The 23,488-nt window shown below is 66.7% G+C and carries 22 protein-coding genes and 1 pseudogene; 11 read left to right on the plus strand and 12 right to left on the minus strand.

Annotated elements, in window-relative coordinates:
* Positions 1–172: 172 nt before the first annotated feature.
* On the plus strand, positions 173–1,147 hold the full coding sequence (locus tag LZC94_32005; GenBank protein WXB12460.1) for a hypothetical protein: 975 nt from the start codon (positions 173–175) through the stop codon (positions 1,145–1,147).
* Between the two features lie 18 nt (positions 1,148–1,165).
* On the opposite strand, the gene LZC94_32010 is transcribed toward LZC94_32005, so the two are convergent.
* Both LZC94_32010 and LZC94_32015 read right to left on the minus strand, forming a co-directional pair.
* Positions 1,166–2,161: a pyridoxamine 5'-phosphate oxidase family protein gene (locus tag LZC94_32010; protein ID WXB12461.1), complete on the minus strand. Its 996-nt coding sequence runs from the start codon at positions 2,159–2,161 to the stop codon at positions 1,166–1,168.
* A 7-nt stretch (positions 2,162–2,168) separates the two neighbouring features.
* Positions 2,169–2,810 (minus strand): glutathione S-transferase, encoded by a 642-nt coding sequence (locus tag LZC94_32015; GenBank protein WXB12462.1) that lies wholly within the window; start codon positions 2,808–2,810, stop codon positions 2,169–2,171.
* Positions 2,811–2,936: 126 nt separating this feature from the next.
* Here LZC94_32015 and LZC94_32020 point away from each other — a divergent pair, with 126 nt between their 5' ends.
* Together LZC94_32020 and ybaK are read left to right on the plus strand one after the other, a co-directional pair.
* Positions 2,937–3,863, plus strand: coding sequence for a LysR family transcriptional regulator (locus LZC94_32020; GenBank protein WXB12463.1), 927 nt, complete (start codon positions 2,937–2,939; stop codon positions 3,861–3,863).
* Positions 3,860–4,339 carry a Cys-tRNA(Pro) deacylase gene (ybaK, locus tag LZC94_32025; protein WXB12464.1) on the plus strand — a complete coding sequence of 160 codons (480 nt, stop codon included), beginning with the start codon at positions 3,860–3,862 and terminating at the stop codon, positions 4,337–4,339. Before LZC94_32020 ends, ybaK begins: the two co-directional genes overlap by 4 nt.
* On the opposite strand, the gene LZC94_32030 is transcribed toward ybaK, so the two are convergent.
* The 7 genes from LZC94_32030 to LZC94_32060 form a co-directional block, all read right to left on the minus strand.
* Complete coding sequence (locus LZC94_32030; protein WXB12465.1) at positions 4,317–5,216, minus strand: hypothetical protein; 900 nt, start codon at positions 5,214–5,216, stop codon at positions 4,317–4,319. The two genes, ybaK and LZC94_32030, sit on opposite strands and share 23 nt — an antisense overlap.
* A 76-nt stretch (positions 5,217–5,292) precedes the next feature.
* Positions 5,293–6,222, minus strand: coding sequence for a ribokinase (rbsK, locus tag LZC94_32035; GenBank protein WXB12466.1), 930 nt, complete (start codon positions 6,220–6,222; stop codon positions 5,293–5,295).
* Positions 6,207–7,106, minus strand: coding sequence for a formylglycine-generating enzyme family protein (locus tag LZC94_32040; GenBank protein WXB12467.1), 900 nt, complete (start codon positions 7,104–7,106; stop codon positions 6,207–6,209). The genes rbsK and LZC94_32040 overlap by 16 nt, the downstream gene beginning before the upstream one ends.
* A complete protein-coding gene (locus LZC94_32045; protein ID WXB12468.1) occupies positions 7,103–8,227 on the minus strand; it encodes a M20/M25/M40 family metallo-hydrolase in 1,125 nt (374 codons plus the stop codon). The genes LZC94_32040 and LZC94_32045 overlap by 4 nt, the downstream gene beginning before the upstream one ends.
* A 66-nt stretch (positions 8,228–8,293) precedes the next feature.
* Positions 8,294–10,255, minus strand: coding sequence for an ATP-binding protein (locus LZC94_32050; GenBank protein ID WXB12469.1), 1,962 nt, complete (start codon positions 10,253–10,255; stop codon positions 8,294–8,296).
* A 25-nt stretch (positions 10,256–10,280) separates the two neighbouring features.
* Positions 10,281–11,393 carry a sugar ABC transporter substrate-binding protein gene (locus LZC94_32055; protein WXB12470.1) on the minus strand — a complete coding sequence of 371 codons (1,113 nt, stop codon included), beginning with the start codon at positions 11,391–11,393 and terminating at the stop codon, positions 10,281–10,283.
* A gap of 122 nt (positions 11,394–11,515) precedes the next feature.
* On the minus strand, positions 11,516–12,019 hold the full coding sequence (locus LZC94_32060; protein WXB12471.1) for a response regulator: 504 nt from the start codon (positions 12,017–12,019) through the stop codon (positions 11,516–11,518).
* A gap of 448 nt (positions 12,020–12,467) precedes the next feature.
* On the opposite strand from LZC94_32060, the gene LZC94_32065 reads away from it, so the two are divergent.
* From LZC94_32065 to LZC94_32090, 6 genes are read left to right on the plus strand one after another with little or no spacing between them, the layout of a single operon-like run.
* The gene (locus tag LZC94_32065; GenBank protein ID WXB12472.1) at positions 12,468–13,454 is read left to right on the plus strand and encodes a metallo-mystery pair system four-Cys motif protein; all 987 of its coding nucleotides are present in this window, start codon (positions 12,468–12,470) and stop codon (positions 13,452–13,454) included.
* 2 nt (positions 13,455–13,456) lie between these two features.
* Positions 13,457–14,680, plus strand: coding sequence for a di-heme enzyme (locus tag LZC94_32070; protein ID WXB12473.1), 1,224 nt, complete (start codon positions 13,457–13,459; stop codon positions 14,678–14,680).
* On the plus strand, positions 14,677–15,450 hold the full coding sequence (locus LZC94_32075; protein WXB12474.1) for a hypothetical protein: 774 nt from the start codon (positions 14,677–14,679) through the stop codon (positions 15,448–15,450). The genes LZC94_32070 and LZC94_32075 overlap by 4 nt, the downstream gene beginning before the upstream one ends.
* Positions 15,447–16,376 (plus strand): transporter, encoded by a 930-nt coding sequence (locus tag LZC94_32080; GenBank protein ID WXB12475.1) that lies wholly within the window; start codon positions 15,447–15,449, stop codon positions 16,374–16,376. The genes LZC94_32075 and LZC94_32080 overlap by 4 nt, the downstream gene beginning before the upstream one ends.
* Positions 16,377–16,406: 30 nt before the next feature.
* The gene (locus tag LZC94_32085; GenBank protein WXB12476.1) at positions 16,407–17,834 is read left to right on the plus strand and encodes an ATP-binding protein; all 1,428 of its coding nucleotides are present in this window, start codon (positions 16,407–16,409) and stop codon (positions 17,832–17,834) included.
* Positions 17,831–18,382 carry a response regulator transcription factor gene (locus LZC94_32090; protein ID WXB12477.1) on the plus strand — a complete coding sequence of 184 codons (552 nt, stop codon included), beginning with the start codon at positions 17,831–17,833 and terminating at the stop codon, positions 18,380–18,382. The genes LZC94_32085 and LZC94_32090 overlap by 4 nt, the downstream gene beginning before the upstream one ends.
* 3 nt (positions 18,383–18,385) lie before the next feature.
* Here the strand turns inward: LZC94_32090 and LZC94_32095 are convergent, their stop codons facing one another.
* Entirely contained in the window at positions 18,386–19,591 is a 1,206-nt protein-coding gene (locus tag LZC94_32095; protein WXB12478.1) for an MFS transporter, read from the minus strand.
* A gap of 116 nt (positions 19,592–19,707) precedes the next feature.
* Here LZC94_32095 and LZC94_32100 point away from each other — a divergent pair, with 116 nt between their 5' ends.
* Positions 19,708–21,027 carry an aminotransferase class III-fold pyridoxal phosphate-dependent enzyme gene (locus LZC94_32100; GenBank protein ID WXB12479.1) on the plus strand — a complete coding sequence of 440 codons (1,320 nt, stop codon included), beginning with the start codon at positions 19,708–19,710 and terminating at the stop codon, positions 21,025–21,027.
* 85 nt (positions 21,028–21,112) lie between these two features.
* On the opposite strand, the gene LZC94_32105 is transcribed toward LZC94_32100, so the two are convergent.
* The gene (locus tag LZC94_32105) at positions 21,113–21,343 is read right to left on the minus strand and encodes a hypothetical protein (protein ID WXB12480.1); all 231 of its coding nucleotides are present in this window, start codon (positions 21,341–21,343) and stop codon (positions 21,113–21,115) included.
* 803 nt (positions 21,344–22,146) lie between these two features.
* On the opposite strand from LZC94_32105, the gene LZC94_32110 reads away from it, so the two are divergent.
* Positions 22,147–22,308 carry a hypothetical protein gene (locus tag LZC94_32110; GenBank protein WXB12481.1) on the plus strand — a complete coding sequence of 54 codons (162 nt, stop codon included), beginning with the start codon at positions 22,147–22,149 and terminating at the stop codon, positions 22,306–22,308.
* A gap of 903 nt (positions 22,309–23,211) precedes the next feature.
* Here LZC94_32110 and LZC94_32115 read toward each other — a convergent pair.
* Positions 23,212–23,346: pseudogene (locus tag LZC94_32115) on the minus strand (IS701 family transposase).
* Positions 23,347–23,488: the final 142 nt, after the last annotated feature.

Here is a 23,488-nt window from a genome sequence, read left to right on the forward strand (position 1 = left end):
ATGGGTGGGTCGATCCGCGATGGTCGACAATTCTTCGTTCGGTCCGTCTTGGCCCATGTTGGGCACTGTAGCCGACGAAGGGTTGATACGCGTAGGCTGCGTCACACGAATGATTCGCAAACGTGCGACCACGCTGCTCCTTGCGCTTACAATGGCAGCGGGATGTTCGGCAATGACCAGCTTCGATGGCTATGTGCCCGATAAGCCCGGGTGCGAGCTGAAAACGTGGCCCAAGCCTCCTAAAAGTGCCGAGCCCGGTAGTCCCAATACCCTAACGGGCGCGACCAGAGCCCTCCGCTTCGGGGCCGATACCGCAGGCAACTCACCGGGTTTCGATCTCGACGGGCTCTGCACCTGCCCCGATCGCGGCTCGTGCACCACCAAAGCCGGATCGGGCGGGCGCTGCGACTCGCCCAACGGCGTGGACAACACCGGCGCGAGCATCCTGGCGCTCCTCTTTGGAAGCGAGAAGTTGCTCGAAGGGATCGAGCACGGGCTTCATGGGTTGTTCGTGCAGATTGACGAATACAACCTTCAAGCGAGCGATCGCAAAGTGAGCGTGTCGCTCTTCAACGTCGTAGGCGTCAATGGCAAAACCGACGGTACGGGCTCGGCGACCTTTACGGGAAACGACGAGTTCATCATGGATACCGAATCGATGGCCTTCGAGGCGCAGCCCGGCTCGAAGTATGTCGACATCAATGCCTATGTCACCGACGGCACCTTGGTCGCGCAATTCAACAGCTTTCCCTTGCGCATGGTCTTCGATCCGGCGGACGGCGATCCCAAGGTCGCCGTCGTCCAGCCCTTCGAGTCCTTGCACCTCGTAGGTCGCGTCGCGCACGATGGCCATGGCGGACTGCAGCTGCAGGGCGCAACGCTCAGCGGGCGGATCGCGATCGCCAACATGTTCTTGCAAGCGGGCCCCGCGAGCATCTGCGCGAAGGACTCGCGGTTCGGGAACATCAAGGAGACCGTCTGCAACGCAGTCGATCTACACACCGGCGGCAACGAGAGCGCGCCCTGCGACGCCATCTCGTTCGCGCTGGAGCTCGATGTGCTGCCGGCCAAGCGGAGGGTCGCGCCCGCCCTCGGCTTTCGCGACCCTCCGTGCCCGCCGCCGGAGGGCGGCGTCCACTGCGATTGACCTACGCCGCGTGCGCGCTCACGAACCGCACGTGACGTCTTGCCACGAGCCGGTGGCCGCGAGCTCGCGCGCCTGCTCCGGCGCCGACCAGCGGAGCGGGACGGCTCGGGGCATCCAGAGCCCCTCCGACACGCGAAAGCGTACGAAGCGCTCCGCGCGGGCGAAGGATGCGAGCTCCGGGGCGTCCCATAGGACCTCCGACTCGCCGGTGAGCGAGAGCAGATCGCCGGTCTCGAAGTCGACGAAGAGCATGCCGCTCCTCGGGTTCTGCAGGAGGTTGCCCAAGGTGTTGAAGTGAAAATTGCCGCGGTAGTCGGGCCAGATGAGTTGCGTCCGGTCCGAGGTCTCGTGCGGCTCCACGCGGACGAACCCCGGCTTGCCGCCGCGATGGGAGACGTCGAGACCATCGGCCGCGCGATCCACCTCGGCGGCGGCGCGGGCCGCCGAGGCGATGAAGAACGTGTCGGCGCGCGCGATGAGGGCCACGGCTTCGGGCGGGAGCATCGGGCCGAGCGCCTCGCTCGAGGTCGAGGGCGCCGAAGGTGCAGACGGGTCGGCCACGAAGGTGTGCTTTCGCGCCTGGATGTACTGCGGGCAATTGCCGAAGCTATGGTCGACGCGAACGACGAAGCCGGCCTCGTCGACCGCCGTCACCGTTCCGTTCATGCGATTGCGCCGGCGCGTCTCCAGCTGGATGCCCAAGAGCCCCACCCGCGTGCCGACCCGCAGCTGCGCGCGAACCGGCTCGGCCGGCAGCGCATCGATGCGGAGCGTCTCGGGATCGGGCGAGCGCATGAAGCCGGGACGGCCGACGAGGATCGATGCCCACGGCCGCATCGACGCGTCGTGCGCGCCGAGGAGCATGAAGGGCAGCTGCGCGAAGAACTCGCGATGCTGATCGGGCATGTAGCTGCGGATGAAGCGCTCGAGGGACTCGAGCTTGGGCCGCACACCGGCGCGCTCTTGAAGAGCCTGCTCGGTTGCGTTGAATGGGGAGTCTGGTGAATCCGTCATGACGACCTCAGCTGGCGTCGGCGGGGATGGGCGAAGCTTTCATCCGTACGAAGCCGGGGAGCGCCTCGATGCGTCCGAGCCACGCGCGAACGTTCTCGTAGCGCTCGAGGAGCACGCCGCCCTCGGGCGCGTGCGCCGTGTACGTGTAGAGCGCGATGTCGGCGATGGTCGGCGCGTCGCCCGCCACCAGCCAGGGCTGGGTGGCCAGCTGCTGGTTCATGACGCCGAAGAGCTGCGCGGCCGCGGCCCGACATTGCTCGATATCGAACTTGGAGCCGAACAACTGCACGAGCCGCAGGGAGCCGGGCCCGAACACCAGGGGACCGGCCGCGGCCGAGAGCCAGCGCTGCACGTGCGCGGCGCCGACGGGATCGCGCGGGAGCCAGCGCCCGGACTCATCGTAGCGGCTCGCCAGGTAGACGATGATGGCGTTGCTGTCGGCCAGGGTGATGTCACCGTCTTCGATCACGGGCACCTGACCGAAGGCGTTCTTGCTCAGAAAGTCGGGCTTCTTCTGCTCGCCCTTGACCAGGTCCACGGTGACGCGCTCGAACGGCAGACGAAGCAGCGAAAGGAGGAGCTCGACCCGGTGCGCATGGCCGGAGAGGGGGAACGAATAGAGGCGGATGGGACGTACAGGGGTGGTCATGTCAAGGTTCCTTTGTCGAACGCGAACTGCAGTGAGAATGCGCACTTACGGCCGCGCCCGGAATCACCGTTCTTGACAAGGAACCCTTTCACCTCGCGCAATGGTGCTGTGGATCGGCTCGAAACCATGCGGGTTTTCATCGCGGTGGCGGACGAAGAAGGCTTTGCACCCGCGGCCAGGCGCTTGTCCATGTCGGCCCCCGCGGTCACCCGTGCCATCTCGGCGCTCGAGGGGCGGCTGGGCACGCGGCTCTTGCGGCGCACCACGCGTGTGGTGCGGCTCACCGAGGCTGGACGGCGCTACCTCACGGACTGCCGGCGCATCTTGGGCGAGATCGAAGAGGCGGAGGCCGCCGCCGCGGGCGAGGACGCCGAGCCGCGCGGGACCTTGCAGGTGACGGCGTCGGTCAACTTCGGGCGCATGTTCATCGCGCCCATCGTGCTCGAGTTTCTGGCGCGCCACCCGCACGTGTCCGTGCGCACGTTGATGGTCGATCATGTCGTCAACTTGGTCGACGAAGGGATGGACGTGGGCGTCCGCATCGCCCACCTGCCCGACTCCGAGCTGCGCGGCATCCCCGTCGGCACCGTGCGGCGCGTGGTCTGCGCGTCGCCCGCGTACTTGGCCGCGCACGGCAAGCCGGAGAAGCCGTCGGATCTCACGCACCACGAGACCATCTCGTTCTCCAGCGTGAACCCGAACCGCCATTGGTCGTTCACCTCGGCCAACGGTGGAAAGCCGCAGACGGCGACCCCTGAGCCCCGCCTCTTCGTCAACTCGGCCGACGTGGCCATCGCCGCGGCCACCGCCGGGCACGGGCTCACCCGGGTGCTCTCCTACATGATTCAACCCGAGCTTCGCGCCGGGCAGCTCGCGATCGTGCTCGAGGACTTCGAGCCGCCGGAGATCCCCATCCACGTGGTGTACCCCGACGCGCGAAGGGCTGCGTCCCGGGTGCGCGCCTTCGTCGAGTTCGCGGCCGAGCGCTTGCGGGCGCTCGCGTACAAAGGATCCTTCGGCACCAAGGCCGGAAAGAAGCTCGAGTCCTCATGAAGACCAACGCTGCGCGCATCTTGGATCGCCTCGGCATCCGCTACGAGCTCAAGGAGTACACGGTCGACGAATCGGATCTCTCGGCCGGCACGGTGGCCCGCAAGATCGGGCTCCCCGCCGAGCAGGTGTTCAAGACCTTGTGCGCCCGCGGCGATCGCCACGGTGTGTGCTTTGCCGTCGTTCCCGGCGACGCGGAGCTGGATCTCAAGGCGCTGGCCGCGCTGTCGCAAGACCGGAAGGTGGAGATGGTCTCCTTGAAGGAGGTGTTGCCCTTGACCGGGTACATCCGCGGCGGGGTCACCGCCCTCGCGGCCAAAAAGGATTACCCGGTGTACGTCGACGAGACCGCGTCCATGTTCGACGTCATCTCCATCTCGGCTGGGGTCCGCGGCACGCAGATCTTCTTGGCCCCGGACGACTACGTGCGGGCGACCAAGGCCAAGATGGGCGCGATCACTCGTCCGTCGGGCACGTAACGTGGCTGGCGATGAACCGGAGGCGTTTGCGCTCGTCGAGCACGCGCGCTTGCATCCGGTCGAACACCCACGGAATGAACGCCACGCCCGTGATGGCGATGAGGATGGTCGGCACGAAGAGCAGCACCGCGCCCGGGATGGAGCCGATGCCCACCGTCCAACCGAGGACGCTCCACCCGTCGGGCAAGGTCTCCTCGGAGTCGGAGCTCCACGCGCGCAGGTTCTTGGCGAAGCACCAGCTCAAGGCCACGAGCACGATGTGGGCGAGCCCCACGATGACCATGCTCAAGCCGATCCATACATCGAAGGCCTCGAAGAAATTGCTGCCCGCGAAGGGCGCCGCGATGGCGAGGTGAATCGAGAGCGGCGCCACCAACGACCAGCCGATGAGCGGGAGCGCGACGCTGCGGTATTCGAGGCCATCGACGAGCGCAACGGCGAGATCCCGCGGCTTGCCCGACTCGAGGTCCTCCAGATCGCGCCGCACGTCGTCGGTCGCCACGTAGAGCTCCCCCAGCACGTGCGCGAAGTGCGCTTTGGCCAGCACCCGGGTCATGAAGTACGCGGGGGCGATGGCGGCGAGGGTCGCGATGAGGATCTGCGTGAGGCGCACGGAGGCGAACGACGAGTCCGCGAACGCCTCGACCGAGCGCAACACGGCCCGCAAAATCATGATGGCCGCGCCAAAAATGGCGACGCAACCGGCCACGGCACGGGCGTGCCTTCGCGCGTAGATGCTCGCGAGATCGTCGGCAGCGCCAAGAGAGCGTTGCCACCCGTCGATGAGCTCATCGCGCCGCCGCCGGAGCAGCGAGCACACGTCGCGGTAAGGCGACGCGTGTGACGTGTCCGCGGCTCGAGATCCAAGGTTTCCCATCAGCTTGGCTCCACGCTCGTACGTTGGGGTCGAGCGAAAAACCTAGCACTCGAAATTCATCTTCCCAGCTGGATCGCTAACCCGGTGCGACGTGGAGGGCGGCGAAGGCGTCAATCGCCTCGCGTTTCGGCATGGACGTACTCGCTCCCGCGCGCTGAACCGAGAGCGCGGCCGCCGCGCTCGCCCACCGCAACGCTTCCTGCATGTTTCGGCCCTCCGCCAGGGCCACCGCCAGAACGCCCACGAAGGTGTCACCTGCCGCTGTCGTATCGACCGCTTCGACTTTGGGCGCGGGCACGTGCAATGTGCCACCTTGGGTACGTGCGCCGTAGACACAGCCCTCGGCGCCCAAGGTCACCACCACCTCGGGCACTTGCTCGAGCATGGCACGAAGCGCCTCGCGCGGCTCGTCGATGCCGGTGATCTGCGCAATTTCATGCTCGTTGGGCGCGAGCAGATCGACATTTGCAAGGAGCTCCGGGGGAAGGTCCTGCACGGGGGCCGGCGTAAGAATGACGCGCGTGCCTGCTCGACGCGCCACGGCAGCCCCGGCGATGGCGGCCTCCATGGGCAACTCCAGCTGCAAGAGCAAGACCGCACTGTTCGCCACGATGGCTTCGTCGGCCGCCGTCAGCGATGTCACCGTGCCATTGGCACCTGGAATGACCACGATGGAATTGCCGCCCCGAGCATCCACCACGATGTGCGCGATGCCCGTGGGCTCCGCGCTCGCGCGCACCGCGCCCGCATCCACCTGCGCCTCGCCGAGGACGGTACGAAGCGCGCGACCAAAGTCGTCGTCGCCCACGGCGCCGATCATGCGAACGGCGCCACCCGCGCGCGCGGCGGCGATGGCTTGATTGGCGCCTTTGCCGCCCGGGATGGTGGCGAAGCGCCTTCCGGCCACGGTCTCGCCGAGGGTGGGCGCGCGATCGGCGAAGGCCACGACGTCCATGTTGCAGCTGCCGAGAACGGCGATGGCGGCGGGGGTCATTTGTTGCAGCATCGGAAGCCTACGTCGGGGAAGGTCAACGTGCGCGAGCCAATCAAGAGATCGTTGCAGCGCACCTCGTCTTCGTCGTGGTGGAAGCTGCCGCCGCGGAGCGCGCAGCGGTCGGAGGTGGGGGTGCTGCCGTCGCCCGAGATCTCGCAGGTGTTCTCCCACTCCCCAACATTGGCGCTCATGTCGAAGATGCCGGGGAACCCGCCGACGCATCCGGGGTCCGATCCCACGGGCACGGTGGCGTCGAGCTTGCGCTCGTAGGCGTTGCACACCGACGCGTCGTACGTATTTCCATAGGGGTAAATGTGAAAGCCGTCTTCGCCGCGGGTGCAGGCGATGCGCCATCGATCCGAGACGACGCTCGCCGGCTCGGTAAATGCCGTGTGCGGGCCGCCATCGAGATCGCCGCACAGCGTCTTGCCGGCCCAGGCGCAGTAGGCGTACGCGTCGCACCAATCGACGGCGACCACGGGGTGGTTGCCCGGTTGTGGAGCGACCTTCTTCGAGTCCGGCTCGAAGGTGGTGTTCCATTCGCAAACGCCGATCTGCTTGCCCGGATCCACCTTCGCCGCGAGGAACTCGGCGTACTGCGCCCGCGTCACCTCGGTGGAGTCGATGCAAAAGACCCCGGCGTCGCGCGGCGCGCGCACCCCGACCATGGCCGGCCCGCGCGTCCCCGCGCCGGTGGGGCACGCCAGCGGTTTTTCGCGGCCATCGTCCGCGTCCGGCGCGGGCGACGACGTGTCGATGCTGCCATCGCGCGACGGCCCCGCCGGGGTGAACGTAAAGTCGTAACAGCTCGCCACATACGTCAGCGATACGCCCGCGACCCCCGCCACCGCGGCCGCCCCGAACCGAGCCCACCCCCGACGTCGGTGGTGGCTCATCCCCGGCGCGCCCCGCCCGCGCCCCCGGTCACCGTGTGCTGAAACACGTGGACGAACGCGTCGCGCGCCGCGATCAGATCCGACTCCAGCACCCACTCATCGGGCGCGTGCGCCTGCGCGATATCGCCTGGCCCGAACACCACCGCGTCGATGCCGGCCTGCGTGAGCTGCGCGGCCTCCGTCCAGAACGCCAAATCGACGGGCGCCTCGGAGCGGGCGCCGATGGTGGGCGGAAAAGCCGCGAGGGCCTGGGTCGCAAAGGCCGGGCGGCCGAGGACCGCGTCGGAGGTGGCGTCGGGGCATATTTCTTTTGCGATCGCAACGAGCTCGCTGCCGACGGCATTCACATCCGTTCCCGGCGGCGGACGGAACGACGCGGTCAAGGTCGCGCGCTCGGGCACCACATTGAAGGCCACCCCGCCCTCAAGGCCCGCGATGTTCGTGCACATCCCCGTGAACCCTTTCGGCCCGCGACCGCGCTGCGCCTTGCCCCAATCGTCCCAGGCCACCGCCACGCGGCAAAGCTCCGCGAGCGGCGCGCGCATGGTGTCGGCCCGCGAGGAGTGGCCGCCCTCGCCCCGCAAGGTGAGCTTGAGCCCCAAAATGCCGCGATGACGCACGCCCACCCGCACGCTGGTGGGCTCGCAGACGATGGCCCGCGCGAGCCCCTTGGCGTACGGGCTCGCGAGGAAGGCCGCGATGCAGGTGCTGCTCAGCTCTTCGTCGCCGGAGAAGAGCACCCCCACGTTCTTGGGCTTCACCGCATCGAGGGCCGTCAGGATCGAGGCAATCGCGCCCTTGGTATCACACGCCCCGAGGCCATAAAGGCGACCATCCGCCCGGCGGGGCTCGAAGGGATTGCCCGTCCAACCGGCGTTGACGGGCACCGTATCGATGTGGGCGTTGACCAAAAGGTCCGGCTGTCCCCACCGTGCGTAAACGTACGCGCCGCGCGTACCGCTCGCACGGGGCACCTCGACCACCGCCACGTCGTCCGGCGCGCGCGCGTGCAGCTCTTCGGCCAAGAGCGCGGAGAGCGCCAGCTCGTCGCCGCCGGGGTTGTGCGTATCGACGCGGATCAAACGCTCGAGCAGCGGAATCGGGTCGGTCGTGCGGGTCATGTTCGCCGCAGTATTGACCGCCTCATCTGACTTCGCAACGCGCGCCGCGAGGTTCACCGCCCCCGTTTACGCGCGGGGAACATCGGCCCGCGGGCCGCGCGGGCGCAGCGGAAGGCGCAGGGTGAAGCGCGCGCCTCGGTCGCGACCCTCGCTGTGGGCGACCAAGGAGCCGCTCAACTCGCTCGCTGCAAATGCACAGCTGTGCAGGCCGAAGCCGTGACCGTCCCTGCGGGTCGAGAAGCCATAGCGAAAGAGCTCGCCGATGTTCTCGGGCGGAATGCCGTCGCCGTCGTCGATCACCTCGATGACGATGCCCGATGGCGCGGACGATGGATCGAGGTCCGCGGCGGCGCTGGCTCGCTCGCCGGGAAGCGCGGCGGCGCTGGCCCGCTCGCCGGGAAACGCGGCGGCGCCGGCCCGCTCGCCGGGAAAGGTTCCCCCGTCGCCGCGACCGCGGCTTCGAATCCGGATCGTCAGGGTGCCCTCCGCCCTCCCCGTGGCTTGAATGGCGTCGCGGGCGTTGGTGAAGAGGTTCACCAGGATCTGCACCACCTTGTGGCGCTCGACGGTGAGCGACGGCACCGGCTCGAAATCCTTCTCCACCGTGATGGCCGGGAGCACCCGCTCGTCCTCCACGCGGGCGATGGTGAGCGCGTCGTCGACCAGGGCCTCGGGGGTCACCTCTTCGACGATGCTGGCCACCCCCGCGTAGTTCTGCTGCCAATTGACGATGGTCTTTGCGTGATTGACCATGCCTTGCAAGCTACCGAGCTCGCCCATGACCCGCTTTTGCTCGTCGGCCAGCGCCGTGGCCAAGCTGCGAACGAACGCCGGAACGAGCTTGCCCCGCTCGTCCGACACCAGAAACGTGCCCAGATCCTCGCGGTGCGCTTCGAGGAGCCCGGCCAGCCGCTCCACGTCCTTCACCTTGGACTCCGCGACCAGCGAGCTCGCCACCTGGCTCGAGATGTTCACGCTGTTCAGCGCATTGCCGATGTTGTGGAGCACCCCGGTCGCGATCTCCGCCATGCCCGCCTTGCGCGCGGTCACCAGGAGATCGGAGTGCATGGCGTCGCGCTCCCTTTGAAAGCGTTTGCGCTCCTCGATCTCGGAGTGAAGGAGCTCGTTCTTGGCCGACAGCTCGTCGATCACGTTGTTGATGCCCAACACCAGCCGCCGAAAGCTCCCCGAGTACGCCTTTTCTTGCCCCCGGAGCCCCATTTTCCCGGCGCGGAAGGCGGCGAACAAGCTCTCCGTCTCGCGCAACAGGCGCCCGATCACCTCCTGCATCTCGCGAAACGCGGAGGCCAGATCGCCCATCTCGTCCTTGCCCGTGGCGGCGATTTCTTGCTGCAGGCTGCCCGCCGCCAGCTTCTTGGAGACGGCGATCATCTCGCCCAGAGGCCGCACGATGGCCCGGTTCGCGAACCAGATGCCCAAGAGGAGCGAGCTCGCGGCCACGATGAGGATCGCGCCTTGGATCCCGCGCTGCAGCGCCAAGTTGTTGCGCACGGTGGCCTCGCGCACGGGCAGCAGGTTTTGCAGCTCCTGCGCCACATAGAGGTCCACGTCGCGCCGGGCGTAGCTCATGATTTTGTCGATGAGCTCGATGCTCTCCACCAGCTCCGGGGTTCGCTCCTGGCGATCGACATAGCCGATGGATCGGGTCACGTGCTCGTCGAGGCTGCGCACGAGCCCCTCGATGCCGCGCAAGGTGGCGACGCTATCGGTGTGCTCGGAGGGCGTGTTGGCGAGCGCTTCGCCGGAGATCCGGCGCAGCTCCTTCATGTGCCCATCGATGCGCGAGCGCGCCGCCACCGTGGGCACGCGCTCGTAGACGTCGACCTCGCGATCCACCTCGGTCACGATGCCCGGCAATCGGCTGATGAGCAGGAGGTTGTCGAACAGGCGATCGTACGGCGCGATGCTCGCCGTCATGAAGTAATAGACGAACAGCGAGCCCGCGCTCATCACCCCCACGAGCGCGAGGAGCATGACGTTGAGCTTCGATTTGATCGAGATTTTCATGGCGGGCCAGCGACGCGCTCTCACGTCAAGGTCGGCTTCGGTCCTTCGGGTGCGTCGCGCTCATTTTCTTGAGCGCCATGACCCATGGCTCGGTGAAGTCTTCGCTGTCGGCGAAGGCGGGGACGAACTGGGCGAGCGTCTCCAAGGAGACCGGCTTGTCGGGGCCCGGCAGCATCTCGCGCGCGACCAACACCGGCTCGAGCGAGTAGCTCGATGGCACACGGCGCCCGGCGATGCGGTAGCCGAGCATGCGCACTTGAACGCGCCCCACCGCCGCGCCCGAGCAGCCCACGGTGGCGACCCAGGGGCTCGCGGGATCTTGGATCATCTCCAGATCTTCGTTGGAGACGTCGATGCCGTACACCTTGATCTCGGCGCGACCCGCCTTGCGGATGGCCGAGCTGGCGCCGCGGGCGAACTCGTCCCAGGTGGCCCACACGGCGTCGATGGTGCCCTTGGGGTGCCGCTTGAGCACCTCGGTCATCGCCACCTCGGTCTGCAGCGCGCTGTTGGCCGTCACCTTGCCGAAGCGCTCGATCTCGTGCACCTCGGGGGCCGCGGCCATCATGCGCGTATAGGTCTCCATGCGCTTTTCCATCGGCGCGTAGCCGGGCACCCAGACGAGGACGAGGTTGGCGTGGCCGTGGGTGTCGGCGAGCATGCGGGTCAGAGCAATCTCGGCGATCTTGCGATCGTTCTGATCGATCTTGGGGATCTCGGCGCCCAGGCGGTCGTTGTCGAAGGCCACCACGGGGATACCACCGGCCACCGCCCGCTCGACACCTCTGTGGAGCAGCTCGGGATCGCCGTGCGAGACGAGAATGCCGTCGACCTTTTGCAGCACCGCGTTGTTCAGAAGATCCGCCATGCCCTTGCGGTCGTGGTGCGCGTCCATCACCTCGAGGCTCAAACCGAGGGAGGCGGCCTCGCTCTTGACCCCCTCGAGGTACTGCGCCGAGTGCGGATCGGAGGAGAACTCCACCAGCGCCACCACCCGCGGGCGCTTGCGAAACGCTTCGGGGATCTCGACCTCCGGCGCCGCGGGAGGCTCCAGCGAACGAGCCACCTTGACCCCGGCGATGCCCGCGGCGACGAGCAACAAGACGGCGGCCGTTCCCAAAAGGGCTTTCCTCGTCACCGTTGCACCCCGATCTTCCTACGGCTCCCGCTCTTGTCTTGCTCGTTGCGCGTTGGCTCGTTTGCGCGTTCGCTCGTTGCGCGGTGCGTCGTGTGCGGCGGCTTCTCGCCCACGCGACGGGGTCACGCGATCCGGGCGCGCGCGCGGCGCAGCCACCGCGAGGTGAGCGACCAGGCGAGATCGAGCACGTCTTTGCTGTCGAAGGGCTTCTTGAGCAGGCGCAAGCCGGTGCGATTGAGGCGCCGGATCACATCGTGCCATGAGTAGTCCGAGTAGGCGCTGCAGATGACCACCTCGAGATCGGGGTCCTTGCCGATCATGTGCTTGATCGTCTCCACACCGTCCCACCCCGGCGGCATCTTCATGTCCACGAAGGCGAGCGCATACGGGCGCCCTCGCTCGCGCGCGCGCACCACCATGTCGTAGCCGGCTTGCCCTTGCGAGGCATAGTCGACCACGTATTCCAATGTCGGATCCCTCTGGGGGACCGGGCCACCACCGCCGAAGAGTGCGCTCTCCAGGCTGCCCAAGCTGGGGTCGGCCGGCAATGGACAGAGCACTTTTCGAAAATCTTCATGGATGGCAGCGTTGTCATCGACGACCAGGATGCGCCGTGGTCCCTCCACCGCGCTCTTTGGAAGCGGCAGCGACTCCGATCGTGGTCCCGAGGTTCCAGCGCCAAGGTCGGGTCCGGAAGGCCTGCCGGAGCCGGCGTCGTAGCCGGAGCCCCCTGGCTTGCCGGAGCCGACGTCGTAACCGGAAACTGGACCACGCCTATCGGAATTGGGCGGAATAGTCCCGAATTCCCCGCGTGATTTCCCCGAGTCTCCCATTGCCCCTCGACCCCCTCCCTCAACCCCGTCCGCTCCATGCTACAGCCGACCGGCTCCGCCGTGCGTCGGAAAGTGCATGACGCAGAGCGACTTCATCGGATCGAGGTCCTTTTGACACCATAATACCACTGGAGCGGACCCGTGGGGCGGCCCGGAGAGCGGCCCCTGGCGCGACGATTCGCCGCATTCCTGCATGTGCAAGGGTGCCTTAGAAACGCGCGGAATCTTCTAGGAGACCTTCATGCGCCGTGCGCCTCTTTTCTCCGTAGCATCCATTGCCTTCTCCGCCGCCATGGCGGCCATTCTGTGCAGCAGCGCGTGCAGCGACGACAAAACATCGGTCGCGCCCCCCGGCAACGACTCCGGCACCCCGGACACGTCGACGGGGAGCTCGGTCACCCTTGCCTTCGAGGCGCGGGTGGGCAGCGAGCCCTTCAAGTGCACGAGCACCTATTCGAAGCTGGGAACCACGAAGGCCACCCTCAACATCACCGACTTCAAGCTCTTCGTGTACGACGTGCGCCTGGTGGGCAAGGACGGCACGGAGACACCGGTCTCCCTTACGCAGGATCAAAAGTGGCAGTACCAGAACGTCGCGCTGCTCGACTTCGAGGACCGCACGGGCAGCTGCCGCAATGGAACCACGGACACGAACACGAAGATCACGGGCACCGTACCGCCCGGCGAGTACCGCGGCGTGCGATTCCGGCTCGGTCTCCCCCCGGCGCTCAATCACGGCAACGCCACCTTGGCCCCTGCGCCGCTGAACGACGAAGAGCTCTTTTGGACCTGGGCCAGCGGCTACAAGTTTCTCCGCATCGACTCGCGCGCCGTGCGTGACGACGCCGGCGCCGGCGACGCGGGCACCGACGACGCGGGCCATGGAGACATGGACGCGGGCGACGGCGGCATGAACCACGGCGGCAACCCGCTGACCTTCTTCGTGCACCTCGGGAGCGCCGGCTGCAAGGGCGAGCCGCAAGTGGGCGAGAAGGTCACCTGCACGTACCGCAATGTGCCCGACATCGATCTGCCGGCCTTCGATCCGGCGAAGAACAAGATCGTGCTCGACTACGCGGCGCTCGTCTCGGAGAACGACGTGAGCGGCGGCGGCATGTGCATGTCGTCGCCCACCGAGCCCCGGTGCGTGCCCATCTTCAAGCACCTCGGGCTCGACATCGCCACCGGCAACCCCGCCCCGGGCCAAACCACGTTCCGCGTGGAGTGATCATGAAACGCCTCCTTGCTCCAAGCGTGGTGACCATCGCGGCGAGCGCATCGCTCGCGATCGCCGCGACCGCTGCGATGGTCGCGGGGTGCGGCGATTCGTCGAAGGCGAGCCCCGATCCGCCGCCCGGGCCCGGCCCCGACGGCGGCACCAGCGCGTTCGAATGGCGCTTGCCGGTGGGGTTCCCCACGCCCAAGGTGCCGAACGACAACCCGATGACGGCCGAGAAAGTCGACCTCGGGCGGCATCTCTTCTACGACACCCGGCTCTCGGGCAACGGCACCTTCTCGTGCGCCTCGTGCCATGAGCAAGGCAAGGCGTTCACCGATGGCCTGGCGCGCTCCAAGGGCTCGACGGGGGAGCTGCACCCGCGCGGCTCGATGAGCCTGACCAACGTGGGGTACGCGAAGACGTTGACGTGGGCGAACGATCTCATGGGCACCCTCGAGAAGCAGGCCCTGGTCCCCATGTTCGGCGAGGCGCCCATCGAGCTGGGGCTCGCGGGGCATCAAGCCGAGATGCTCGAGAAGCTCCGCAAGGAGCCGTATTACCAGACGGCGTTCCCGCGCGCGTTTCCGGGGACCGACGAGCCGTTCGCCACCTTGCGCATCGTGGAAGCGCTCAGCGCCTTTCAGCGGACGCTCATCTCGGGCCGCTCGCCTTACGACAAATGGGCCTTCGGCGGCGAGAAGAACGCGCTGTCGGACTCGGCCAAGCGCGGACGCGATCTGTTCTTCTCGGAGACCTTGGAGTGCTTCCACTGCCATGGAGGCTTCAACTTCTCCGACTCGTCGACCCACACCGGCGGCCCCTCGAGCGAGGGGCAGTTCCACAACACCGCCCTCTACAACCTCGACGGCAAGGGCGCGTATCCCGCAGACAACCGAGGGCTGATGGACGTCTCCACCAACCCTGCCGACATGGGGCGATTCAAAGCGCCCACCTTGCGCAATATCGCGGTCACCGCTCCGTACATGCACGATGGGAGCATCGCGACCTTGGAAGAAGTGCTCGACCATTACGCCGCCGGCGGGCGCACCATCAAGACGGGGCCCAACGCCGGGGACGGTTCGAAGAGCCCACTCAAGAGCGAATTCGTCATTGGGTTCGTGATTTCCGACGAACAAAAGCGGGACGTCATCCACTTTCTCGAGAGCCTGACGGACAACGACTTTTTGACCGATCCACGGTTCGCAAACCCGTGGACCGCAGGGAGAACGCCATGAAAAAGCGCAACCCGGCTCGTATCGCCAGCATGTCGCTCCTCGCCCTCGCGGCCTTCGCGCTGGCCTCCTTCGCGACCGCCTGCGGGAGCTCCGACTCCGAAGGCGTCAGCGTGGCCATCGCCCTCGAGGCGCCCACCACGAACAGCAAGGCCACCGGCGACACCTGGACCACCGATCTCGGCTACACGGTGCACCTGCAGCGCGCCTATCTGGCCTCGGGGAGCGCGGAGATCCTTCCGTGCGCCACCGCCGCCAAGGGCTCGCTCCTCGGCTCGCCGCTGCGCGAGCTTCGTTCCTTCTTCGCGATCAAGGAGGCCCACGCGCACACCGAGGGCAGCCCCACCAAGCTGGGCATCCCGGTGATCGAGTCGCTGCTCGCCACCGGGGGCACCCGCGTTCGCATGGGCACCCTGGCGCCGCCGCCCAACTCGTACTGCCAGGTTCGATACAGCGTCCACGAGGCCGACGCCGACGCGGTGGCGATGCCGAGCGACGTGGACATGGTCGGCAAGTCGCTCTACTTGAGCGGCACGTGGGCCAAGGGTGGTGACCCCAAGCCGTTCGTGGCCTCGTCCCAGCTGCCCTTGACCGTCGATCTGCCGGTGGGCACCACGGTGCTCTCGACGGACGGCACCCAAAAGGCGGAGCTCGTGATCCGCAAGAACGCCGACACGTGGTTCAACGGGATCGACTTCGCTTCGCCGACCCCGGACATCGCGTCCAAGGCGCTCAAGCAAATGCAAACGTCGTTCACGGCCGCCCGACTGTGAGCGCGCGATCGAGGAAGCTGCGCGTCTTGGCGCGGGCCCTCGGGGCCCTCGGCGCCGCGCTGTTCACCGTCGCCGTGCCCATGGCACGCGAGGCTCGGGCGTGCGCGGTCTGCGGCTGCGGCGATCCCACGCTCACGGCCATGGGCACGGAGAAGCCGCAGACGTTTCGGCTGCGCGCATCGGCCGAGTGGCGGCACCGCACCGACTCCATCGGGCGGTCCGGCATGGACGAGGTCCGCCTGACGGAGGATCGCTTCGACGCGCAGGTGGCGGTCGCGCCCATCGATCGATTGTACCTGCTGCTCACGGTGCCCACCCTGCGGCGCAAGGTCTCGTACGTGAACGCCGCCGAGCGCACGCGCTGGGGGTTGGGCGATATCGAGCTCCGCGCCAAGTTCTTTCTCTATCAGGACCGCGACTTCGTGCCGCGCCACCTGCTCGCGGTGGTCGGCGGGGTGAAGCTCCCGACCGCCCCCCTGCAGCGCGGCGCCGGTGGAAAGCTCCTGCCCATCGAGCTGCAGCCCGGCACCGGCTCCGTCGATCCCATCGTCGGCCTCTCGTACGCGTACTTCGCCGCGCCCATTTCGTTCTACGCGAGCGTCCAAGGCACCTATCCGACCAAGGGCACCGAGGGCTTTCGCGCCGCCGCATCGGTTCGAACGACCACCGCCGTGCAGTATCAAATCGTGCAGCCGTTCGCGCTCCGGCTCGGGATCGACACGCGCACCGAGGGCAAATCGCTCGAGGACGGTTCGAACTCGCGCGACTCGGGCGGGTTCATCGGTTTTGGCACCGCGGAGGCGCTGGTGAGCCCCGTCACGGATTTCATGCTATTCGCCTCGTTCCGCATGCCCGTCCTCAACGCGCTCGCCGGGTACCACGACGAAGGGCCCATTTATGGGGCCGGGATCGCGTACGATTTCTGACCGCCGGCGCGCGGCCGCCGAGAGCTCCTCATGCAAGCCCCCGCTCCGTCCTCGATCCCCGCCATCGACTCCGCCCCGACCATCGGGCTGGCGTGGCTGGTGCGGCTCCGTTGGGGCGCGGTGGCCGGGCAAGCCGTGCTGGTGCTGGTCGCGCGCGTCGCGCTCGGGATCGACTTTGCGCTGTCGATCCTGGCCGGGCTCTTGGGGCTGACGGCGGCCTCGAACGCGGCGCTCGCGATCTGGCTCGGGCGCGGCGGGCGCTCCTCGCAGCAGATCTTGGCGGCGGTGCTGGTGTTCGACACCGTGATCCTGACGGCGATGCTGCACGCCAGCGGGGGCGCCGCCAATCCGTTCTCGGTCTTCTACTTGGTGCAGGTCGCGCTGGCCGCGCTGCTGCTCGAGACGAGCGGTACGTGGCTGGTGGCGTTGGTCACGTCGATTGGGTTCGCCACCCTCTTCGTCGGCTTCGTGGTGCCGAGCCTGGCGCCCGCGGAGCCGCCGACCATGCACCACGGGCATCATCACGGGGGCGATCCGTCGAATCAGTCGTTCTCGGTGCACTTGCAGGGGATGTGGGCGGCCTACACCTTGGCCGCCATCTTCGTGGGCTACTTCGTGACGCGGCTGGCGCGCGCGCTCGAGCGGCAAAAACGCGACCTGTTGGCGCTGCAGCACGTAGCGGCCAAGGCGGAGAAGCTGGCCTCTCTGAGCACCCTCGCGGCGGGTGCGGCCCACGAGCTGGGCACACCGCTGGCGACCATCGCGGTGGTCGCCAAGGAGCTGGAACGCGCCAGCGAGCGGGCCGGCGACGCGCCGCTCGATCGCAAGAGCGTGGCCGACGATGCGCGCTTGCTTCGCGCCGAGGCCGAGCGGTGCCGCACCATTTTGGCGCAGATGGGTGCCCACGCCGGGCAGAGCCAAGGCGAGGCACCGCGCGCCGTGTCCGCGCGGCAAATCGCCGCCGATGTGATGGCGGAGCTCGACGAGGCACGCTCGGCGCGGGTCGCCGTGGAGGCAGGCGATGATCCTTCGCTCACGGTGGTGGCGCCCCCGCGCGCCCTGGTGCAAGTGCTGCTCAACGTCGTGCGCAACGGGCTCGACGCGAGCGAGGACGCCCCCGCGGCGCGACGCAAGGTGACCCTGTCGCTCGGCGCCTCCACCCGCGCCAGCGGGCGGCCCGCGCGCGACGCGAGCTTCGTCGACTTCGCGGTGACCGACGAAGGCGCCGGCATCGCGCCCGATATGGTGGGCCGCCTGGGCGAGCCCTTTCTCACCACCAAGGCGCCGGGGCGGGGCTTGGGCCTCGGCCTTTTTCTGGTGCGCGCCTTCGTCGAGCGCACGGGCGGGCGCCTCGACATCGCGTCGCGGCTGGGCGAGGGGACCAAGGTCACGTTGTCGGTGCCCGCCCGCGCCGATACCTCCGCAGCACCCATGGACAGCAGGATGGCAACCGGATGAGCGAAGAGACACCGCGCTCGATTCTCGTCGTCGACGACGACGACACCTTTCGCACCCGCCTGGTGCGCGCCTTCGCCGACCGCGGCTTCGACGCGCACGGCGCCGCCAACGGCGAAGAAGCGCTCCGCCGCGCGCGCACGGACAGCCCCGAGTACGCGGTGGTCGATCTGCGCATGCCGGGCGACTTCGGCCTGGACGTCGTCCGCGCCCTCCGCGAAATCGACGAGGCCACCCGCATCGTGGTGCTCACCGGCTACGGAAGCATCGCCACCGCCATCGAAGCCATCCGCATGGGCGCCGTCGACTACCTCACGAAGCCCGCCGACGCCGACCAAATCCTGAGCGCCTTCGAAGCCGGCCAAAGCGGCAAACGCGTCGACGAGAGCGCCGACAGCAGCGCCGTCCCCAGCTTGGCCCGCGTGGAGTGGGAGCACATCCAGCGCGTCCTCATGGACTGCGGCGGCAACGTCTCCCAAGCCGCGCGCGCCCTCGGCCTCCACCGCCGCTCGCTCCAGCGCAAATTGTCGAAGCGCCCGATGCGGCGCTGAGCGCTACACCGTCACAGCGACCGGATCGGGCTCACGCAAGCGGAGGGTGGCGAAGAGCGCCGTCAGCCCGAAGAGCATGGCCGCCGTCCACATGCGCGCTGCGCCGATGTATTCGAGCCCCTGGATCCCGAGCCACGGCCCCACGCTGGAGGCGAGGCTCCAGATCATCATGTAGTAGCCAAGGGCCTCCCCGCGCCGCGCCTCGGGCGCCACCTCGGTCACGTACGCATTGAGCTGGGGCAATGTCAGCATTTCGCCGAAGGTCCAGATCACCAGGCCCGCCGCCGCGCCGAACACGCCATCGACGAACGCCAAAGCACCGAATCCAACGGCCACCAGAAATGCCCCCAGGGTCAAGGTGCGCCGGTAGGACCAGTGCGCGAGCGCGGTGGCCAGCGGCACCTCCAGCAGCACGATCAGCACGGGATTGATGCTGGAGACGATGCCATAGTCCACGGCGGTGAGCTTCAGCTTGTCCACCATGAAGAGCGCAAAGGACGAATTGTGCTGCAAGAACACGACCGCGATGGGAAAGGTCGCCAGAAAACACAGACGCAAGCGCGCATCGGCAAACAGCCATGGGCCATCTCCCCCTCGCGCGGCGCGCGGCGCGCTGGGTTTCTTAGCTGGCCAGCCCTTTCGCGTCCCCGCGATCAATACGAGCGCCGCCAACAAACTGGTCCCGCCGTCGACCCAAAACAGGAGAACGATATCGTGATCGGCGAGCAAACCGCCAACCACCGGCGCGATGGCCATGCCCAGGTTCGTGGCCAGTCGCGAAACGGCAAACGCCGATTTGAGCCGGTCCGCCGGCACGACCTGCGCCACCACGGTGGGAATGAGCGGGCGAAATCCCTCGTTGGCAAAGGACGCCGCCGTTGTCACAACCACCACGCCCGCAAAGGTGCTCACGGCGAGATAAGCAAGAAGAAATAGGCCCGTCAGCACCATCAGGATCTTCATCAGGCGCATGGCCCCGACCCGATCGGACAGCCTGCCCATGAGGGGCGAGGCCACGAGCGCGACCACCCCCCACGTGGCCATGACGAACGCTGCCCGCGAGCCGCTCATGCCGAGCGCCCGCGTCAGGTAGAGGACGAGAAAGGGCAGCACCATGGTTCCGGTGCGGTTGATCAGGGTTGCCACGAAAACGAGCCAGAAGGCAGGGGACAACCCCCGGGTCTCCTGCCAGGCGCGACGGAAAGGCATCGCGGCTTCCATAGGGTCGGTCCCCGATCTGGGTAGCTCCCATGGACGCGGGCCACACGTTGACGGTATTCCTCTTTGCCCACAACTCGAAGGGTGAGCCCCGAAGGGAGGAATGGATGTCGAGAGACAAGAGCCAAGCACTGATCGACGAACTGGGGCGCTACCTCATCACGGAGCCGCTCCCCTTCGGGGTGGATCTCGCCAAATCCGAGGGGATGTATCTCGCGACGGTGGACGGCGACCGCCTCTTCGACTGGGCCGGCTACTACGGTGCCAAGTTGATTGCGCACAACCATCCACGCCTTTACGAGCCGGACTACGTCCGCCGGCTGGTGGTCGCAGCCAACAACAAAACGGCCAATCCTGATTTTCTCACCCCCGAGTGCGTCGCCTACTACCGCGAGCTGCACGCCCTCGCACCGCGCTCGATGAGGAGCGATTCGCTCGAGGTGTACGCGGTGAACTCGGGCGCCGAGGCGGTCGAGAACATGATGAAATACCTCATCAACCGCCACCACGAGCGCCTCATCGAGCAGGGCAAGCTCCAGACCGTGCGCCGGTTCGTCTACTTCGAGCAAGCCTTCCACGGCCGCACCATCTTCACGCTCAGCGTCACCCGCCTCTCGCACGCTCCGGTGATGACCAAGGATTTCCACGGCTTCATGCCTGGAAACATCCAAGTCCCCTTCCCCGCCCTGGACAGCGCCGCCGACTCCGCGGGCGAAAACACCTCGCGCATGGAGCGCACCCTCTCCATGATCGAAAACGCCTTTCTACAATACCGCGACGAAATCGTGGCCGTGGTGGTGGAGCCTCTGCAAGGCGCAGGCGGCCATCGGGTAGCTCCTCCCGAGTTCTTCCCCAAACTCTCGACCCTCTGCCACGAATACGACGTTCAACTCGGCTTCGACGAAGTGCAGACCGCCGGCGGAACCACGGGAACCATGTTCGCCATCGACCAGTTCGATCTTCCACACGCGCCGCAGGCCGTCGCCGGAGGAAAAAAGCTCGGCAACGGCGTGGTCTACATGCAAAGGCCGATGAAGGACCTCGGCGTGCTCGACTCGACCTGGGGCGGCTCCCTCACCGACATGGTGCGGTTCGTCCAAGAGATGGATATCGTCCGAAGCGAAAAGCTCGTCGAACAGGTACCCGCCAAGACCGCGCTCCTCGTCGAGACCCTCGAGTACCTGGCAAACCGCTTCCCCGAGGTCCTCCACAACGTCCGCGGCTACGGCCTTTACCAAGGCTTCTCCCTACGGGAACCGGCCATGAAGAGCCGCTTGATCGAGCTAGCCCTCACCGAAGAGCGCCTCCTCCTCCTCGGCGCGGGCGACCGTACGATCCGACTGCGTCCTCATCTCCACGTGACGGAGAAGGACATCGTCAAGCTCGGGGAGCACCTCGAACGCCTGGTGAAAAAGCTGGTGCGCTAGCGGGTGCGAGATCATCAACGGGCCCGCGGCCACCGGGCGCAGACGAAATCGAGCCGTCCGCGCTCGCGGTGCTCATCGGCGCGCGTCACCAACCGATGCCGAGGGTCAGGCTGCTCGGCGGATTTTTGTTCGGCAGGATCTCCACCGTGCTCGGATCGTTGATGTCATCGTATGGAAATCCGTGCGCCCGCCGCGCAATGCCAACTGTGTGAAAAAAGCCGGCATCATCGTTCTCGATCGCGCCGCTCGGATAATAAGCGGCCGGATTGTACCAATCGGCCGTATTCAACGCCACGCAGTTTCTGATCCGATTCACAAAATCAGTGAGAGACCGGTCGCCCGAGCCTCACTGGCCAAGGAGGAGCAGCGTGAACCGGTGGCGCGCTGTCATCATCTGCCGCGAACGTTCGACGCCGGCTAAAGATTCTGAAGTCGGCGTCCATGCTCAGTAAGGTATCGATCCACGCAAAGGATGTCTTCCTGCGCTATCGCCAGCAGCTGCCAGGCCACGCTGCGTCCATGGCGAAGAAACTCGTCGGGCAGACCAATTCCGTAGTGCTCGACGTAGTCCGCGGCGTCAAGTCGCCAGTGATACGCACCGTCCGTGAGCACTGCACTACCACCCGATACCCCAAACGAACCGTTCACCACGTCCCGCGTGTACTCCATGATCGCGAACACAACCGCCCCACCGCGGAGATATCGTGCGATTACCGAGCGCTCTTCATCCGGGAGCACCCCGCCAGGGCTAGAAGCTCGCCACGTACCCGTTCAAACTCGGGCTGGGACGCGACTACCCCGAATACCCCTAACGGAGTGACGGCAACAAATGAGCTATTCTGGTCAAAATTCACGAAGAAGCCCCGTTGTCGGATCGAGATCAACGAGCGGCGCAAGCCGCTGCGTTCTCACAGCGACGCGTCGTGGTTCACCTCGGGGTGCACCGTAAAACGCTAGGTACGAACCAGTTCGGCCATCACATCCACCGAGTCATGGAGGCATGGGGGTCGACTGTGCTCGATGAAATGCTAGAACGGCCGCCAACAGCAACTTGGCTCGACCTACGTCGGGCCCCATTAGCGCTCTGAAATCCTCGTCCCAGGTAACGACGTCGATCCCGTGAAGCTGCTCGACCCGGAACGTGAAACGCTGTTGTCCACGCTCGAGTTGCAGCACCACACGATACGCGGCATCCGCGATCTTGGTCAGACTCTCGATTGCGCTCATCGGAACACCGCCACACCGTCCCACGAGTCGAAAAAGGCGTCGCGGGTCATCTGATACGAGCTCCCGCCCGCCCAAGGACCGCGGATGAGAATATTGCCACCTCCTTCTATGCCGTCAACGACAACGTAATGCATAGCTTCCTGACCTCGCATCATGGCGATCCACGGCCGTCCAGTGCCAACGAGCATATCGAATGCACCGTGTCCAACATATCCCCCTTTTCCTCCGATCGCAGCGGCGAGGAGATCGGGTGCCGCGGGAGCTCCGACCCGCGAGATAAGCGCGGCTTGCGGAATGCCGCTCACCATTTCACCGCATGCTGCACCGCAGGAAAGGGAGGTCGTTTGACCAATTGCCCCACCCGGGACCTCACCGATCGTTGCCCATCCGGGGAAGCCTGCGCCCTCAACCCCGACCCCCTCGAGAAGAAGCCCTGCCGCGTCCGAAATCATAGCGAGCGCTGCCGCCTTCAGGACCTCCTTCGGCAGGTTGTCCAGCCTGTCCGCAGCGTAGATCCGCCTCGCTGTTGCCCCACCGTACTTCTGGGCCAGTAATTGCCGCAACGACATCGACACATTCCGGGCGTCCTTCCCATAATTCGGGTTGGAGCCCATTGCGTAAGGCTGAGGCCGGGGCGTGGCGATGATCGATCCCCCCGAGTATGTCCCTGTCGCAGGCCCTCCCGGTAGGACCACCGAGGGCCGTGATGGTATCACCCCAGGGGTGCTCGGCAGGCTATCCGGCCCTGTACCGGGCACCCCGGGGTACGCCGGCCGCGCTTCCCGTCCCGGATCGCGGCCTAGCACTACTCAGTCAATTTATGGTGGAGCGAACAGGCGCACCGGAGCGCTGCATCGCGGGCAAGGCGTAGTGAGGCACTGCAGGAGACGCTTCCGAATCGAAGGGAGCGTCGCCGGCCGGTGCGGGTCCTCGCTACGCCGAAGCTTTATTTTCGCGGAGGCGTTCCTGTTGAAGAAACGCGAAGCTCACGAGAGTGAGAAGTGCGTGGTGATGAAGGCCACGCCAGGAGCGACCCTCGAAGAGGTCGAGCCCGAGCTCCTCTTTTAGCTGCTGGTGGCCTTGCTCGATCACCTTGACGCAAACCACCAAATCGTCCTGACAGAGGGATAGCGTGCTCGATCGTGAGCTTGTCGCCGGTAACGACGACGCGCTCAAGAAGAAGACGGACGATCCTTTGGCGCTCGGTGAAGTCGAGCTTGTCGAATCCCTTGCG

This window comes from Sorangiineae bacterium MSr11954 (assembly GCA_037157815.1).
Classification (GTDB): Bacteria; Myxococcota_A; Polyangia; order Polyangiales; family Polyangiaceae; genus Pendulispora; species Pendulispora albinea.